At 64.8% G+C, this 16,608-nt stretch carries 17 protein-coding genes and 1 tRNA gene; 8 read left to right on the forward strand and 10 right to left on the reverse strand.

The window, feature by feature from the left end; genetic code table 11:
• Nucleotides 1-55: 55 nt before the first annotated feature.
• Complete coding sequence (locus tag JQ631_RS13000) at nt 56-1,873, reverse strand: CHAT domain-containing tetratricopeptide repeat protein (protein ID WP_212326670.1); 1,818 nt, start codon at nt 1,871-1,873, stop codon at nt 56-58.
• A gap of 270 nt (nt 1,874-2,143) precedes the next feature.
• On the opposite strand from JQ631_RS13000, the gene JQ631_RS13005 reads away from it, so the two are divergent.
• The 4 genes from JQ631_RS13005 (at nt 2,144) to JQ631_RS13020 (ending at nt 4,431) form a co-directional block, all read left to right on the forward strand.
• Nucleotides 2,144-2,548, forward strand: a complete 405-nt coding sequence (locus JQ631_RS13005) for a DUF350 domain-containing protein (RefSeq protein ID WP_212326671.1) — start codon at nt 2,144-2,146, stop codon at nt 2,546-2,548.
• Nucleotide 2,549: 1 nt separating this feature from the next.
• Nucleotides 2,550-2,963 carry a hypothetical protein gene (locus JQ631_RS13010; RefSeq protein WP_212326672.1) on the forward strand — a complete coding sequence of 138 codons (414 nt, stop codon included), beginning with the start codon at nt 2,550-2,552 and terminating at the stop codon, nt 2,961-2,963.
• A gap of 64 nt (nt 2,964-3,027) precedes the next feature.
• Nucleotides 3,028-3,270, forward strand: coding sequence for a hypothetical protein (locus JQ631_RS13015; RefSeq protein ID WP_212326674.1), 243 nt, complete (start codon nt 3,028-3,030; stop codon nt 3,268-3,270).
• Nucleotides 3,271-3,273: 3 nt separating this feature from the next.
• On the forward strand, nt 3,274-4,431 hold the full coding sequence (locus JQ631_RS13020; RefSeq protein WP_212326676.1) for a glutathionylspermidine synthase family protein: 1,158 nt from the start codon (nt 3,274-3,276) through the stop codon (nt 4,429-4,431).
• A 50-nt stretch (nt 4,432-4,481) separates the two neighbouring features.
• On the opposite strand, the gene JQ631_RS13025 is transcribed toward JQ631_RS13020, so the two are convergent.
• The 6 genes from JQ631_RS13025 to chpT form a co-directional block, all read right to left on the reverse strand.
• A complete protein-coding gene (locus tag JQ631_RS13025; protein ID WP_212326678.1) occupies nt 4,482-5,354 on the reverse strand; it encodes a CheR family methyltransferase in 873 nt (290 codons plus the stop codon).
• Nucleotides 5,351-6,550, reverse strand: a complete 1,200-nt coding sequence (locus JQ631_RS13030; protein WP_212326680.1) for a protein-glutamate methylesterase/protein-glutamine glutaminase — start codon at nt 6,548-6,550, stop codon at nt 5,351-5,353. The genes JQ631_RS13025 and JQ631_RS13030 overlap by 4 nt, the downstream gene beginning before the upstream one ends.
• Nucleotides 6,551-6,624: 74 nt before the next feature.
• Nucleotides 6,625-6,990 (reverse strand): response regulator, encoded by a 366-nt coding sequence (locus JQ631_RS13035; protein WP_007600538.1) that lies wholly within the window; start codon nt 6,988-6,990, stop codon nt 6,625-6,627.
• A gap of 73 nt (nt 6,991-7,063) precedes the next feature.
• On the reverse strand, nt 7,064-7,537 hold the full coding sequence (locus JQ631_RS13040; RefSeq protein WP_212326682.1) for a chemotaxis protein CheW: 474 nt from the start codon (nt 7,535-7,537) through the stop codon (nt 7,064-7,066).
• A gap of 24 nt (nt 7,538-7,561) precedes the next feature.
• Nucleotides 7,562-10,360, reverse strand: a complete 2,799-nt coding sequence (locus JQ631_RS13045) for a hybrid sensor histidine kinase/response regulator (RefSeq protein ID WP_212326684.1) — start codon at nt 10,358-10,360, stop codon at nt 7,562-7,564.
• A gap of 196 nt (nt 10,361-10,556) precedes the next feature.
• Nucleotides 10,557-11,210: a histidine phosphotransferase ChpT gene (chpT, locus tag JQ631_RS13050; protein ID WP_212326686.1), complete on the reverse strand. Its 654-nt coding sequence runs from the start codon at nt 11,208-11,210 to the stop codon at nt 10,557-10,559.
• A 174-nt stretch (nt 11,211-11,384) separates the two neighbouring features.
• Here chpT and JQ631_RS13055 point away from each other — a divergent pair, with 174 nt between their 5' ends.
• Entirely contained in the window at nt 11,385-12,212 is an 828-nt protein-coding gene (locus JQ631_RS13055; RefSeq protein WP_212326688.1) for a 3'(2'),5'-bisphosphate nucleotidase CysQ family protein, read from the forward strand.
• On the opposite strand, the gene JQ631_RS13060 is transcribed toward JQ631_RS13055, so the two are convergent.
• Complete coding sequence (locus tag JQ631_RS13060; protein WP_212326690.1) at nt 12,206-12,691, reverse strand: YHS domain-containing (seleno)protein; 486 nt, start codon at nt 12,689-12,691, stop codon at nt 12,206-12,208. The genes JQ631_RS13055 and JQ631_RS13060 overlap by 7 nt on opposite strands.
• Nucleotides 12,692-12,832: 141 nt before the next feature.
• Between JQ631_RS13060 and JQ631_RS13065 the strand changes: the two genes are divergently transcribed.
• The 3 genes from JQ631_RS13065 (at nt 12,833) to JQ631_RS13075 (ending at nt 15,093) form a co-directional block, all read left to right on the forward strand.
• Nucleotides 12,833-13,441: a DUF1134 domain-containing protein gene (locus JQ631_RS13065; RefSeq protein ID WP_212326692.1), complete on the forward strand. Its 609-nt coding sequence runs from the start codon at nt 12,833-12,835 to the stop codon at nt 13,439-13,441.
• Nucleotides 13,442-13,559: 118 nt separating this feature from the next.
• Nucleotides 13,560-14,858 carry a coiled-coil domain-containing protein gene (locus JQ631_RS13070; protein WP_212326693.1) on the forward strand — a complete coding sequence of 433 codons (1,299 nt, stop codon included), beginning with the start codon at nt 13,560-13,562 and terminating at the stop codon, nt 14,856-14,858.
• A gap of 160 nt (nt 14,859-15,018) precedes the next feature.
• Nucleotides 15,019-15,093: transfer RNA gene (locus JQ631_RS13075), tRNA-Val, on the forward strand.
• A 188-nt stretch (nt 15,094-15,281) separates the two neighbouring features.
• Here JQ631_RS13075 and JQ631_RS13080 read toward each other — a convergent pair.
• Nucleotides 15,282-15,959 carry a hypothetical protein gene (locus tag JQ631_RS13080; protein ID WP_212326694.1) on the reverse strand — a complete coding sequence of 226 codons (678 nt, stop codon included), beginning with the start codon at nt 15,957-15,959 and terminating at the stop codon, nt 15,282-15,284.
• Between the two features lie 149 nt (nt 15,960-16,108).
• Nucleotides 16,109-16,591, reverse strand: a complete 483-nt coding sequence (gene greA, locus JQ631_RS13085; RefSeq protein WP_212326695.1) for a transcription elongation factor GreA — start codon at nt 16,589-16,591, stop codon at nt 16,109-16,111.
• Between the last annotated feature and the right edge of the window lie 17 nt (nt 16,592-16,608).

Here is a 16,608-nt window from a genome sequence, read left to right on the forward strand (position 1 = left end):
GGGTTCGCTGTTAAAGGGCGCCGAACACCACGGCATGCGGCGGCCGCGTGAAGCGTCACGCGGCCTGGGCGACCATCTTGGCCTTCTGGACCAGCAGATCGATATTGTCGGGGGCCAGCGCGATCGCGCTGTCCATATCGTTCTGGGCCTTCACCACGTCCTTGATCTGGGCATAGGCATTGGCCCGCGACACCAGATATTTCGGCTCGTTCTCGTTGGTCGCGATCGCCATGCCGAACGCCTTGATCGCGTCCTCGACATAGCCGCGCTTGTCGTCGGTGCCGGCGGCCGTCATGCTGACGATGCCCTTGATCCAGTAGAACTCGGCGTTCTTCGGCTTGAGCTTGATCGCTTCGGTAATGTCGCTCAGCGCATTCTCGTAGAGACCGACGGTCACGTTGAAGTTGGCTCGCCGCACGAAATATTCCGGCTTCGCCGGATCGAGCTTGAGCATGTAGGCGAAGCTCGCGGCGGCCTTCGGGATCTGCTTCTGCTTGTGCTGAAGCGTGCCGAGATCGAAATAGACCTTTGCGAGCCGGACCGAGAGTTCGGAATCGCCGGCCAGGAGACCGTGCAGTTCCTGTCCGCGCCGGGTCAGGTCCTCCAGCGCCTCGACCGTCGTCGGGGCGATCAGCAGCGCCTCCATGAAGTCATCGCGGCGCTGTTGCAGCATTTCCTTCGAGGGGCGCCCCGCCTCGGGCGGCGCGACCTGCGGCTGCGGCGCTTCGACGTCGAAGATCCGGCCATCGGGCGAGCGCATGTAGAGGACCGGAATGCCCCACTCGACGCGCGACTTCTCCTGGATGAATTTGCGCGCGAGCGTGACCGCATCGTCGATCGGACGGTTGCCGGCAAGCGCTGCGTAAAATCCCTCCGACATCGAGATCGCAGCGTTGTCGGTGATTGGAAACTGCATCGCCACCACGGCGGGCAGCCATCCCGTCTTCATCAATCCGATCGCCGGATTGCCGAAGCGGTCGCCGACATTGACCCTGGCGCTCTCGCAGCAATTGAGCACGATCAGGCGCAGGCTGCGCCGCGCTCCCGTCAGCATCATCGCGAGGTCGGTGGCGAACTTCTTCACCGGCTTGCCGTCCTCGTCGACCATGACGACGAAGCCGCTGGCGCCGGCGCCTGGCAATGCCTCCTCGACGCCGCCATGCCCGATGAAGTGGAAGATGTGCCATTCTCCTTCAAGCAGCTTCTTCATCAGGTCTTTGCCGGTCCCGCCGGGGACCCACTGGAAATCGACCTTGCCTTCGTGCTGGAGTGCGTCGATGCCCTTATTGATGCGGTCGCGCTCCTTGACGACGTTGAGCTTCGGCCATTCGCTGGTCGATGGATCGGCGATCATGCCGAGGATGCGCAACGGTCCCTTGACGCCCATCCGGCCGACGCCGCCCGCCGTCTCGAGATAACGCACGATGGGGCGCGTGAGGCTGACGAAGCCGGGCATGTCGTCTTCGTCGTAGAGATATTCCCAGGGCAGTCCGGCGAGGTCAGCCGCCTCGATGCGCAGCTTGATCCTCAGATCCTGCGCGGCACCCTTGCTGCGCTCATAGATCCGCTGGATCGACGGCACGTCGGTGAAGACGCTGCGAAACACGCCGCGGCCAAAATCCCGCAACACCTGCTCGCCGCGCGTGGTCGGTCCCTGGCGATTCTTGTCGTCGATCTCGAGGACGGCGCTTTCGAGCTCGCCGCGCAGCTTGGCCAATTCGCCGGGTGCCGAGAACCAGAATTTGACCTGGCTCTTCGGCGCCTCGCCCGCCGGAGACCTGACGACCCGGCCGTAATATTGCTGAGGACCGCCGCCCATCGGCAGGTCGGAGCCGATCTCGAGCTCGAAATCTTCGTATTCGGCAACAGGCATTTTGAGCCTCACTCAACAAGATTTTGGTCTGAACGAAGTATCCCTCGAATCGAGCGGCCGAGATGACGGCGGCCGCAAAGCAATGTCTCAGACTATCACATGCAACCTCGAGACGCATTTGTGAAGCATGTCTCATGCGGCCCGAATTTTTGTGCGGTGCCCGGCGCGTGCCGGAGAGCCGGGTTGTTTCTGGGGATCGAACCTGACAGGCCGGTGCGGCGACTAAGCGATCGTGCCAGAATTCGCGGGCGCCAACGTCGGACCTCTCCCATGATCCTGCAATCGCTCGCCGGCCTGCCCGCCTTCCTGGTCTATTTCTGCACCGGGCTGATCGCGATAGTGGCATATCTGTTCGTCTACACGCGGATGACGCCGCACAACGAGTTCCAGCTGATCCGGGACAACGATCCAGCGGCTGCGATTGCGCTCGGCCTCAGCCTGCTCGGCTTCGTGGCGCCCCTGTTCAGCGCGATCGCCCATTCCGCCAATGTGCTGGACTGCCTGGTCTGGGCCTTCGTCGCGCTGATCGTGCAGGTCGCCGTGTTCTACATCGTGAAAATTCCGGTGCCGAACCTGTCGGGGCGGATCGCCGCCGGTGAGCTCGCGCCCGCCATCTGGCTCGGCCTGTCCTCGCTCGCAGCGGGCCTGCTGAACGCCGCCTGCATGATCTATTGATATGGCCGCCAAGCCTCCCACCAAAGATTTCGGCAAGCGCAGGCCCGCCGCCGTGCCGTCGGCACCGCGCGAGCCGGTGAAACGCTCGGGCCATGTCGCACTGCTGGTGATGGGGACGATTGCGGTCGGCACCACCGCCTTCACGTTGATGCCGCGGACGGCTTGCGATCCGAATCCGCCCGGGGCGACAGCCCCCGGGGCAACGGTCCCCGGCGCAGCGGCGCCGGCATCGGCGAGCACCAACTGCAGCAGCCGCAGCTCATCAGGCAGCTCGCATTGGTCGTCGCGGTCGAGCTTCTACAGCAGCGACTCCTCAAGTCATTCCTCGTCGGGTGGCTCGTCCAGCTCAGCCTCCGGTGGCGTCACGCGTGGCGGCTTCGGCTCGTTCGCGCATGCCTTCTCGGGCGGGAGCTGACGCGCGAGGTTTTGAATTCAACGCCGCGCGCCTGTCTGGTTTAAAGCGTGCGGGAGGACAGGCCATGAAACGCTCGCGAAGGGTCATGCTCACGCTGATGGGAAGCGCCGCGGTCAGCGCCGCCTCGATGGGATTCACCAGGCGAGAACATCCCTGCGGCTCCGGGCTCGAAGCCGTGCCCGGCATCGACGGCGAGCCATATTGCCGGCCGCGCTATGGCGGCTTCGGCGGCACGCTGCATCGCATGCACGGTAGCCATCATGGTCAAGGTCATGGCGGTCAAGGTCATGGCGGTCACGGCGGCTGACACATGCAACGTATCAGCTGTCCCGAGCGCGACGATTGGCAACAGACCGCCGAGCAATGCGGCTTCGCCTTCCACACCATCGACGGCGAGCGCTATTGGGACGAGCGCGCTTATTACGCCTTCACGCTCGAGGAGATCGAACGCTCGATCGAGACGCCGACCGGCGAGATCGACGCAATGTGCCTGGAGCTCGCCGGCCGCGTGATCGGCGACGAGCGCCATCTGCGCCGGCTGAAGATACCGGAGGCATTCTGGAGCCTGATCTCCGAGAGCTGGGAGCGCGACGACCACAGCCTGTACGGCCGTCTCGATCTGAGATTCGACGGCGAGAGTCCCGCAAAACTGCTCGAATACAACGCGGACACGCCGACCTCGATCTTCGAGGCCGCGGTGTTCCAATGGACCTGGCTCGAGCAGGCGATCGAGAGGTGCATCATCCCCGCGCGCGCCGATCAGTTCAACTCGATCCACGAGCGACTGATCGAGGCATGGAAGCAAGTTGCTGCGAATAAGCATCTGCACCTTACCGGCACCACCGGCAACGAGGAAGACGCCGGCACGCTCGCTTATCTCGAGGATACCGCGCGCCAGGCGGGCCTCTCGACCACGCTGCTCGACATCGAGGAGATCGGCTGGCGCGACGTCGGCGGCTTCGTCGATCTCGACAACCGCGACATGGAGCTTGTCTTCAAGCTCTACCCCTGGGAATGGATGTTCCACGATGCCTTCGGCGCAAAGCTACTGGGCGCGCCGACGCGCTGGATCGAGCCTCCGTGGAAAGCGGTGCTCTCCAACAAGGGCATCCTGCCGCTGCTCTGGGAGATATTTCCAAACCATCCCAACCTGCTGCCGGCTTACTTCGAGGACGATCCACGCGCCGCCGAGCTCGGCAGCTCCTACGTCCGCAAGCCGCTGCTGTCGCGCGAAGGGGCCAACGTCACGCTGGTGTCGGGCGGAATGTCACTCGACGAGCACACGGGGCCCTACGGCGCCGAAGGCTTCGTGCGTCAGGCGCTGTCGCCGTTGCCGAATTTTTCAGGCGTCTATCCGGTGGTGGGAAGCTGGCTGGTGAACCACGAACCGTGCGGGCTTTCGATCCGCGAGGACGAGAGCCCGATCACGGGAAACAGCTCGCGGTTCTTGCCGCATGCGATTTTGTGACGCTTGTTGTCTTCCCTTCTCCCCCTGTGGGAGAAGGTGAAGAAGCCCTCTCACCTTGCCGCGGCGACCTTCAGCGGCTGCGGCATCAGTCCGCCCATCGGGCGGCCGGATCGCACGGGGTTGAGCTGGTAGAGGCCACGACGATCGGACATCGGGCGGAACACGTCGGTGATGCCGACGACCGATTCGGCGGCGCCCAGCAGCAGCGTGCCGTCCGCTTCCAGGCCCCTGGCCATGCGCTCGAAAATCACGGCCTTGGTGTCCTGATCGAAATAGATCAGGACATTGCGGCAGAAGATCACGTCGAACGTGCCGAGGTGAGAGAAGTCCTGCAACAGATTGAGCTGTCGGAACTGCACCATCGCACGAACATCGGCATTGAGCTGCCACACGTCGCTCGATTGGGTGAAGTATTTCATCAACAGCTGGATCGGCAGGCCGCGCTGCACTTCGAACTGGCTGTAAACGCCGGCCCTGGATTTCTCCAGCACCTCCTGCGAGAGATCGGTGGCGACGATTTCGATGCGCCAGCCGGCGAGCGCGGCGCCCATCTCCTTCAGGCACATCGCGATCGAATAAGGCTCCTGCCCAGTCGACGACGCTGCCGACCAGATCCGCAGCGACTTGCGCGCGGCGCGTGCCTGAATCAGGCGAGGCATGATGCTGTCGCGCAGATGATCGAACGGGATCCTGTCGCGGAAGAAGAAGGTTTCGTTGGTGGTCATGGCCTCGACCACATCAGTCGCAAGCCGGCCATCGCCGCTCCTGATCTTCAGCACGAGATCGGGGATCCCGGGCAGGCTCGCCTTGCGGGCCAGCGGCAGCAGGCGGCTCTCGACCAGATATTGCTTGTCGGGTGAGAGATCGAGGCCGGAGCGTTCTTTCAGGAACTTGCGCAGATAGTCGTAATCCGCAGGCGTCACGAGCGGTCTCCCGCAAACAGGCGGTTGACCTTGGCGCCGATCTGGTTGAGCGGCAGGATCGCCGCGCAGATGCCGGCGTTGGCCGCCGCACCCGGCATGCCCCACACCACGCTGGACGCTTCATCCTGCGCGATGACGCTGCCGCCGGCGGCGACGATATCCTTGCCGCCGCGCATGCCGTCCGAGCCCATGCCGGTCAGGATCACGGAGAGGATGTTGCCGTGCCAGATGTCGATGGCGGAGGTGAACAACGGATCGACCGCGGGCTTGCAGAAATTGACGGCGGGGCCGTCGTCGAGCGCGATCGCGGGTTCGGCGCCGCTGCGCACGACGCGCATATGCTTGCCGCCCGGCGCGAGATAGATGCGCCCCGGCTTCACCGGTTCGCCGTCGACAGCCTCGGCTGCGGGCTTGCGGCTCGAGCGTGCCAGATGCTCGGCGAGAATGGTGGTGAAGGTCGGCGGCATATGCTGGGTAATCAGCACCGGGAAGCGGTCGATGACGGGGCCGAGCTCGGTGACGAGCGTCATCAACGCCTGCGGGCCACCGGTCGAGGAGCCGATCAGCAGCACCTTCGGCGCCTGGGTCGAGAACGGACGCGTGGACATCGGGCCCGGGAACAGGGCGTGCGGGGCTGGTGCCGGCGCCGCAGCAGGCCGAGCAACAACCGGTGCACGCGCAACCGGCGCAGCCGGGCTCGCAGGCGCGAGCGGTGGGCTCGCCACGGCCGACTTCCGGCGCAGCCGCGCACCGAGATGACGGATCTTCTGGATCAGATCATGATGGAAGATATCGGCGGCGGACGCCTCGCGCGTCGATTCCGGTTTCGGAATGTAGTCTGCCGCGCCGAGCGACAGCGCCTTGAAGCTGACCTCCGCATTGCGGCGGGTCAGCGTCGACGCCATGATGACGACGAGATCGCGCTTCTTCGCCAGCAGTTGCGGCAGCGCCGAGATGCCGTCGAGCTCGGGCATTTCGATGTCGAGCACGGCGACGTCAGGGTTGATGCGTTCGATCTGGTTCACCGCCTCGAGCCCGGTGCGCAGCGACGCCGCGACCTCCATGTCGTGCTCGGCCCCGATCCAGCGCGAGATCAGACCGCGTATGACGACGGAGTCGTCGACGATCATCACCCGCAGCGGCCCGGCTTCACGCGACGTGCCCGTGGTCGAATTGCCTGCGAACGCCACACTCATTACTCACCAACTCAGACTGAAACGGTTTAGTTGAAAACAAGCGCCGAAGGAGCCGTCCAGCCTCCGGTGTTCGCTCAGATCAAGCCGACTTCCTGGAACTTCGCCGTCACGATGTCCTTGTCGAAGGGCTTCATGATGTACTCGTTGGCGCCGGCATGGAGCGCACGCGCGATGTGCGCGACGTCGTTCTCGGTGGTGCAGAACACCACCTTGGGCTGATCGCCGCCGGGCATGCGGCGGAGATGACCGAGGAACTCGTAGCCGTCCATGACAGGCATGTTCCAGTCGAGCAGCACCGCGTCGGGCAGCCCGCGCTTGCAGGCTTCCAGTGCCTTCTCACCGTCCTCGGCTTCGAGAATCTGGAAGTCGAGGCCTTCCAGGATCCGGCGCGCAACCTTGCGGATGACGCTGGAATCATCAACGACGAGACAAGTTCGCATGTGAACCTCTGCTTCCTGTCCCCTTTGCGGGGGCACTTCCAATTGCACGTCTGTCGGCGGCCATGCCGCCGTATCAGGCAGCCATCATCTCGGGTGCGAGCTCGAGCACGCGATCGACGTCGAGGACGACCATGAGCTGGCCGTCGAGACGGTGGACGCCGCCGGCGAGCTTGGCCATGCGGGGATCGAGGTTGACGGGGTTCTCCTCCATGCCGGCCTCGGGCAGGCGCAGCACCTCGCCGATCTGGTCGATCAGGAGGCCGTAGGATTCGCCGCGCAGGTCGACGCCGACCGCCATCGCCGTCTTGCCGTCTTCGTCCCGGGGCAGGCCGAGACGCGAGCGCATGTCGACCACGGTGACGATGCGGCCGCGCAGGTTCAGGACGCCCGCGATCTCGCGCGAGGACAGCGGAACCCGGGTGACGCGCTCGGGCATGAACACGTCCTGGACGCGGGAGATCGGCAGGCCGAACAGCTGGCCGCCGATCATCGCGGTGACGTATTCGACCATGGCGCCTTCAGCGGACTGGGTCTTCTTCTTGCTCATCTCGTCTCTCCTGATCCCTTGGCGTTACGCCGCTGCCCGGCTCAGCTCGGAGGCGCCGGCGGCGCCCGCGGTCTGTTCCTTCAGCGCCGCGATCAGACCGGGACGGTCGAACTTGGCGACATAATCGTGGAAGCCGGCCTGACGGCCGCGCTCGATCGCCGCCGGCGACACCAGGGCGGACAGGCCGATGATCGGCATCGCACCCAGATTGCTGTCGGAGCGGATCACCTCCGCGAACTCGAACCCGTTCATGTCGGGCATCTCGATGTCGGTCAGCACCACGTCGAAGGTCTGGGCGCGCAAGGCCGCGAGGCCTTCCTGCGCGGTCGGCGCGGTGCGGACGCGGTAGCCGGCGGCCTTGAGCACGGGCGCCAGCATGTTGCGGAAGAACGCGCTGTCATCGACCAGCAGCACCGACTGCGAGTGCATCGACGGCTTCATCTCCTTGCGGGTGAACCAGTCGGCGAACGCCATCGGCAGGAAGTGGCCGACGTCGATCACTTCGGTGGCCTGGCCCTTGATCACGGCCGAGCCGAGGATGCCGCTGGCCGAGCCGCCGACCTCGATGTTGAGGCGTTCCTCGACGATGTCGATGATCTCGTCGACGACGAGACCCATGGAGCGGCCGTCATCGGCGAACACCAGGATCGGCTGGGCGCCCTGGGACGCGACGGTGACGCCGTCCATGGCCACCAGCGGCATCAGCTGCTCGCGGTACTGCACCATGTAGCGGCCGTTACTGAACTCGATCTTGTCGGCCGGGAGCTCTTCCAGGCGCGTGACCAGCCCGAGCGGGACCGCCTTGGGCTGGGACGAGCCGGCGCGGAACACCAGCAGCGAGGTGGTCTGCTCGCCCGAGCCGATGTGGTGGGCGCCATTGTCGTCGGCCATGTCATGGGCCGAGGAGCCGGCGGCGCCGAGCGCCTTGGCAATGCCGTTGGGGTCGATGATCATGATGACGGCGCCATCGCCCAGGATGGTGTTGCCCGAGAACATGTCGATGTGACGGAGTTTCGTCGACATCGGCTTCACGACGATTTCTTCCGTATGGAAGACGCCGTCGACGACGATACCGAACGTCTGGCTGCCGACTTGCGTCACCACGATGAAGCCGTTCTCGGGATCGCTGGCCGCGCCGTCGTCGATCTTCAAGAGCTTCTTCAGATGGATCAGCGGCAACAGCTTGTTGCGCAGGCGCAGCACGGCCGTGTCCTTGATGCGCTCGATGCGGTGCTCCGAGTTGGCGCGGGCACGGACCAGCTCGACCACCGAGAGCTGCGGGATCGCAAAGCGGTCACCGGCGGCTTCGACGATCAGCGCGGAGACGATCGCCAGCGTCAGCGGGATCTTGATGGTGACGGAGGAGCCTTCGCCGGCCACCGACTTGATGTCGATGGTGCCGCCGATCTGGTCGATATTGGTGCGGACCACGTCCATGCCGACGCCGCGGCCGGAGACCGAGGTGATGGCGGCCGCGGTCGAGAAGCCGGGCGCGAAGATGAACTTGTGGATCTGGGCTTCCGACATCTTCTCCAGTTCGGCCTCGGTGGCGAGACCGGAGGAGATCGCCTTGGCCTTGATCTTCTCGGTGTTGAGGCCGCGGCCGTTGTCGGCGATGCAGATGATGATGTGGCCGCCTTCATGATAGGCGGAGAGGCGGATGGTGCCCTGCTCGCCCTTGCCTGAAGCGAGGCGCTCGGCGGGGGTCTCCAGGCCGTGATCGGCGGAGTTGCGCACCATGTGGGTGAGCGGGTCCTTGATCAGGTCGAGCACCTGGCGGTCGAGCTCGGTGTCGGCGCCGTGCATCTCCAGCTCGATCTGCTTGCCGAGTTCGCCCGAGAGATCGCGGACGATGCGGGGCAGCTTCTGCCAGGCATTGCCGATCGGCTGCATGCGCGTCTTCATGACGCCTTCCTGCAGCTCGGCGGTGACGTTGGAGAGGCGCTGCAACGGCACCTTGAACTCGGTGTCCTCGTTGCGGCGGGAGATCTCCAAGAGCTGGTTGCGGGTCAGCACCAGCTCGGAGACCATGGTCATCAAATGTTCCAGCGTATCCACGTTGACGCGGATCGACTGGTTGGCGATGCGGTCGCCTTCGCCGGCGGCCTCGTCGGCCATCGACTTCTTCGGCGCGGCCTTCTCCTTGGGCGCCTTTGCAGCGTCCTTCGCCGCCGGTGCAGGAGCTTCAACGGCAGGCCCAGCCTTCTCTTCAGCCTTGGCAACCGGAGCAGGCGCGGGCGCTTCGATCGCGGTCTCGCGGAAGGCGCGCTCGAGCTCGTCGAGCGAGACTTCGCCCGGACGCAAGGGGCGTTCCAGGGTCTGGTCGATCAGCGTGCCCGTGGTCATCTCTTTTGCAGGAGCAGGTGCCGCGACGGGAGCTTCCGGCACCAGCGGCGGCGCTTCGGCAACGGCAACGGGAGCAGCAACGGCAGCAGCCATGGCCGCCATGCCCTGCTCGACCATCGCTTCCAGCTTGTCGATGAGATCGCGGTCGTTGCCTTCGGGCTCGGCTTCGGTCGCCTCGAGACCTGCGAGAATCTCCTTGATGCGGTCGATCGAGGACAGGATCAGCGTCACCGCCGGTCCCGTCACCGGCATGCCGTCACGGAATTTGCCCATCAGCGTCTCGCCGGCATGCGCCAGCGCTTCAAGCCGCGGCAAACCCAGGAAGCCGCACGTACCCTTGATGGTGTGGACCAGGCGGAAGATGTTATCCAGGATCTTGGCGTTGTTCGGCTCCTGCTCGAACTTCACCAATTGATTATCCACGGTGTCCAGGCTCTCGCTGGTCTCCGTCAGAAACTCCCGCAACAGATCATCCATGAAAACAGGCCTTCATACAGAGAGGGCGCGCACGACTCGTGATGCGCCATGTCGGAATGGGGCCAGCTTCACCGCAAAGCGTTTAATAATGGTTGAGTATGTGCAAAAGAACGGAACCAACAAAGAGATAAGGCGCTCCGGACAAACCGAAGCGCCTCGTAAAGAATGGATTAATCTCTGCGAGCGGCGCGCGCGTTTACGAAGCGGTAATGATGATGGCTTCGCCCTCTAGCTTGAGCGTCACGGTGAGCCCACAGGCCTGCGCCAACAGCCGCGTATAGTAAGGCTGGATCGCGTGCGCATCCGCCGCCGGTCCGCGTTCGCCGCTCAGAAGCTCGGAGATGTTCTGCGGCAGGCGGGCGTTGTGTCCGGTCGCGGTGATGCGGAAGCTCATCGTCTCGCCCTCGCCGATCGGATCGATCGTCAGCGTGCCGCCGCGCGGGATCGTGTGCTGGGAGACGACCAGCATATTGAGCAGCAGCTTGACCCGGTTCTTCGGCAGCAGCAGTCGCGGCAGATTCCACGTGATCGTGCACTTGCCGTCCTCGATGTGGCCCTTCGCCATGGTCTGGGCATCGCCGAGATCGATCTGCGCGCCAGAGGAGCCGGCCGCGCCGAAGGCGAGACGGCAGAATTGCAGCCGGGCCGAGGCCGTCTTGGCGCTCTTGCGAATGAGGTCGAGCGCGAATTCGCGGTCCTCGGGCTTGGGATCGTCATCGAGCACTTCGAGCCCATTGACGATGGCGCCGACCGGGCTGATGAGATCATGACAGACCCGCGAGCACAGGAGTGCCGCGAGTTCGAGCATATCGGGAGCAGAAACGGTACCGGGTGACGGAGCGTCGGACATAAAGGGTTCCTGGAATTGCACGGCGCGGACGCGGCGAATCACGCATGCTTGACGGATGCTGCGGGTTCTAACATTCGCCAGCCCGTGGCAGCTAGCTTGCGATAGGTCCGAACCGCCCATAAAGGACGCGGGCGAATCACGTGACGAGAGGCGAAATTTGCCGATGAATGAGGCATGCAGGTGAGGATCATCGACGGCGAGACCGCCGACCGGCTGATGGAGCCCCTGACCGCGCTGGTGGTGCAGGCCGGCGAAGCCATCCTGGGGGTCAACCGCGGCGCGATGCGGGTCGACGGCAAGCAGGATGGCTCGCCGGTGACCGAGGCCGACCTCGCCGCCGACCGAATCATCGCCGAAGGGCTCGCGAAACTTGCGGGGGATGTGCCGACGCTGTCGGAAGAGCGGACCCACCTCGCCTCGCCGCCGTTTCGCGGCAGCTTCTTTCTGATCGATCCGCTCGACGGCACCAAGGAGTTCGTCGCCGGCCGCGACGAGTTCACCGTCAACCTCGCCCTCGTGACCGAGGGCGTCCCGCTGCTCGGCATTGTCAGCGCGCCTGCGCTCGGGCTGCTCTGGCGGGGCATCGTCGGCCACGGCGCCGAGCGCGTGAAGTTTGACCGTGCCACGATCGGCGCTGCCGAGCCGATCCGGACCCGCAGGCTGCCCAAGCACGGCGAGCCCTGGATCGCCGCGGTAAGCCGCTCGCATGGCGATCCCAAAAGCGAGGCATTCATCGATGGCAGGCCCAACGCCGTCAGAAAGACCTGCGGCTCAGCCGTGAAGTTTGGCCGGATCGCCGAGGGCAGCGCCGACATCTATCCCCGCTTCGGGCCGACCTGCGAATGGGACGTCGGGGCGGGCTGCGCAGTGGTGACCGCGGCCGGCGGCAAGGTGACCGACGGCAAGGGCGGCGAGCTCCGGTTCGGCGAGCGCGGCGACACCGGTTTCATCATTCCGGCGTTCATCGCCTGGGGCGACGCCGGGGCGGTAACGCCCTACTGACTGAGCTTGTCCTGAAGCGCCGGCCAGCGCTTGCCGACTTCATACAGGAAGCGTTCGGGATTGGCGGCGAAGGCGTCGCGGTTGTCCTCGCGGCTGAACAGATAGAGCCGCTGCGCCGAGATCACATAGAAGCGGGGATTGGCCGCGTTGACCACCCCGCGCGCAATATCGACCGGGTCATAGCCGCCGTACTGCGGGCCGTAGACCTCGGGATGGGCCAGGAATTCAGCCCGGTTGCCGTCGTTGCGGAAGCGCCAGACTGCGCCCCAGAGATTGGCCTCGAACTCCGCCGTTCCCCGCACCGCCCCGCCATCGACGAAATAGGCCACGGGATCGAAGCCCTCGATCGCCACGCCCGAGAAGCGATTGACGACGATCCGCTCAGTGGTGGCCGCCTGCACCGGCACCCCGGAGCAGACCAGCCAAATGCCCGCCACCAGGCAGACCAGACCGCCGATCAAGGCAATTCGGGGGCGCAAAGGGCTATCTTCCTGCCGTTGTGCCGTCATAGTTGCTGCGGATAACATCCGAGTCGAGGGGACATCCGGCGCAACCTAGAACCGTGCCTGTTGGCGTCAGGTTAAGGGAAGCGGACCGGAATCGATACCAGGGGTTCTTTTATGACTTTCGCATCACGCCTTGCCGCAGTGGCGCTCATCGCGCTGGCCGGCTGGACCGTGCCGGCCTCCGCCCAGACGGCCGCGCCGCCGCCGGACCTGCCGCCGCCGACGCGGACCCCGACGCCCAACACCTACGGGCCGGACGAACTCGTCAACGCCGGCCACCGTTTCTTCGGCAACGTCTCGCGCGGCCTCGCCTCGATCATCGAGAAGGCGGTCAGCCAATGGGGCCTGCCGAACGGCTATATCCTCGGCGAGGAAGGCTCCGGTGCCTTCGTCGCCGGCCTGCGCTATGGCGAGGGTACGCTCTATACGAAGAACGCCGGCGACCTGCGCGTCTACTGGCAGGGTCCGTCGCTTGGCTTCGACTGGGGCGGCGATGGCGCGCGCACCATGACGCTGGTCTATAATCTGCCCGCCACCAACGCGATCTACCAGCGCTTCGCCGGCATCGACGGCTCGGCCTATATCATCGGCGGCTTCGGCATGACGGCGCTCACGTCGAACAACATCGTGCTGGTGCCGATCCGCTCCGGCCTCGGACTGCGGCTGGGCGCCAATATCGGCTATCTCAAGTACACGCCGCGAGCGACCTGGAACCCGTTCTAGCGCTCCCTCCCCGGTCAAGTTCCGGATTCACGTTAACAACAGGGCGGGGCTGGCTTTTTGCCGGCCCGCCATGCATTGTCCTTGGTAAATTTTTCCTTAGCTTTCGGAGTTCTGCCCCATGGTCGAACCGATCATGTACCTGGCGATCGGTTTCCTGCTGTCGATGCTGTGCGGGCTTGCCATCGTGCCGCTGGTGCATAACCGCGCGGTACGCCTGACCACGCGCCGGCTCGAGGCGGCGACGCCGCTGTCGATGGCGGAGATCCAGGCCGACAAGGACCAGCTCCGCGCCGAGTTCGCCATGTCGGCGCGCCGGCTGGAGATGAGCGTCGACCAGCTCAAGAACAAGACGACGAGCCAGCTCGCCGAGCTCGGCAAGAAGAGCGACGCCATCAACCGCATGAAGATCGAGCTCGGCGAGAAGAACGCCACGATCTTCGCGCTCGAGGCGCGCGAGAAGGCGGTGAAGGAGCAGCTCCGCGCCACCGAAGAGGAATTCAACATCAAGACTGCAGCCTTGCGCGAGGCCGAGATTGCGCTGAGCAACAAGCAGGGCGAACTCGCCAAGATCAATTCCGAATTGTCCGACCGTTCGATGATGGCGGAAACCCGCCAGGTCGAGCTGGTCGCGGTGCGCGCGCAGATCGAGGAGTTGAAGAACCGCGTCGGCGATGCCGAGAAGGATTTTGTCGCCACGCAGGCGCGGCTGACGCACGAGCGCTCGGAATCGGAAGTCGCCTCGCGCGAGCTTGGCGATGCGCGCGGCCGCGTCGAGAATCTGAACCAGCGCGTCACCGAGCTGGATCACCAGCTGATCGTGCAGGTGAAGGAAGCCGAGATGCTGACCGGCCGCGTCGCCGATCTCGAAGGCCGCCTTGCGACGCAAGGCAAGCTGCTCGCCGAGCGCGACTACGAGAACAACCAGCTCCGCCAGACCAACGAAGGCTCCGAGCGCACGATCAAGGATCTGCGCGTCGAGATCGCCGGTTTGAGCGGCGGCAAGTCGTCGGCCGCGATGGAGACACTGCGCACCGAGAAGGCCGCACTGGAAGAGCAGCTCGTCACGGCCCGCGACGAGCGGGCGAAACTCCAGCGCGACATCAACGTGATCCAGCAGCAGGCCGAGAGCTCCTGGGCGACCGAGCGCATGGAGAATGCGCTGCTGCGCGAGCGCATCAACGACATCGCCGCCGAGGTGGCAAAGCTCGCGATGCAACTGGAAGGCCCGAACTCGCCGATCGAGGCGCTGCTGGCGGCCGAGGCCGGCCAGCCGCCGAAGCAGGCCGCCCGCCCGGCCAATGGCGTCGCGACCAACGGCGCGGCAGCCGCCGCCCTGCCCGAGGGCGGTGGAACGCTGGCCGAACGCATCCGCGCGCTCCAGGCCCACGCCTCTCGCGCCCGCCAGCAAGGCGCTTAAATCACCCCAAATCCGGCCTCGCCGCCGAATTGCGACACTGACGAAAGGTTTTCCGGCTCGAAGCCGCCTGAAAACTTGACACGTCTCACCCGCACTTCTAAATCGCGGGCTCCAATGCGCCGGCCAGCCGACAAGGTCCGGCCGTAGGCACGATGGTTACGGGTGCATAGCTCAGCGGGAGAGCGTTCCCTTCACACGGGAGAGGTCCAAGGTTCGATCCCTTGTGCGCCCACCATCCATCATCCTGAACCCTGCTGTTTGCGGACGATCCCTGATGCGGGGACGGCTTTCGTCACCCATCCGATCGAAATGTCGAAAACAACCCCATGCACAGTAGCCGACTTCAGTCGGATCAATGGGTTGCGCATTTTCCGAAAATAACTTGCGCCGTCGGGCAAAACAGGGGCAATGACGGGGCAAGCTTCACGCGACCCGATTTGGCCTCCACGCCGCGTACAGCCCGACGAGGGTTCCGATCGCGACGAGCGCTGCCGCCAGCAGCACCTGCAACTGCCCGTCATCGGTAGCGCCGACGGACGACACGAGCCTGGTCACGATGACGAACAGGATGCCCACGGCGGCCGCTGTCCCCACGCAGAGATAGGCGAGCTCTCGCGCCAGGTTTCGGCCGAGAAGGCCGAGCGCGGTGAAATACATCGCGCAAGCGTTGGGGTGAACGAACAGGGCGATGCGTGCGTAAGGACCGTAGGCGTCGAACAGGGACTCGCACCGGCCCAGCGCCGCTGATGAGGCGACCCGCTGCAGGAACGGTCTGAAGAAGCGAGCCTGTCCGTAGCTCAGAACGGCGCCCACGATGATGGCCAGCCACGCCACGATGAAAACGGAGACATCCGCCGACTTCGGACCGAGCGCCGCGGACATCAGGATGAGAGCCGTGCCGGGAAAATAGCCAAAATACGGGAACACCGACTCCAGCAGCACGCAGACGAACATGAAGACCGGAAACCATGCTGAGCCGGTCGCATCCCGGACGATGACGTTCAGGTCGAAAATGTCGGTCTTGTACAGGACGAGGTACATGCACATGGCCAATCCGGCCAGCGCGTAGAATGGCAACGCTCCCGACAGAAATCGTCTCATCCAACCGTCGGGCCTTGTTGCGCGGACACAGCGGAGATCATCGATACCAGGGCACGACAATGGACATGCGCTGATCATCTAGACGAACGGGACGGCCGATGTCGATGACACTCTTTGCCGCGCAATCCTCGCCGCGCCCTGCGCGTCCCCTACGCGATCGCCAAAATCTCGATCTCCTGCGCCCCTCCGCCGACCACGTCACCCACAGCCTTCCCCATCAGCGATTTCGCGACCGGCGCGACGAACGAGATCGATCCGGCCTTCGGATCGGCCTCGTCCTCGCCGACGATGCGGTAGGTCTGCACGCGGCCATCAGTGCGGCTGAAGGTCACCGTGCTGCCGAAGGCGACAACATCGGTCGATGCCGGATTGGCAACGAGCTGCGCCGTGCGCAGGCGCTCGGTCAGATAGCGCGCGTCCCGCAAAGGCACCGCCGACTGCCGGCGCTTTTCGTTGACGTCGTCGATGGCTTGCGCGGCTTCATAGGCCTCGCGCGCAGCGTGAAGCTGCGACTGCAATGCCTGCAAGCCCGCTTCCGTCACGAGGTTCGGATGCGGCGAGATCGGACGATCCGGCAGCAACGTCTCGGAGGCGGTCTCGGCGCTCTCTTCTTTGGTAAAGGCGACGCTCAATTCGAGATCCTGTCGAA

The sequence above is a fragment of the Bradyrhizobium manausense genome (assembly GCF_018131105.1).
GTDB lineage: Bacteria > Pseudomonadota > Alphaproteobacteria > Rhizobiales > Xanthobacteraceae > Bradyrhizobium > Bradyrhizobium manausense_B.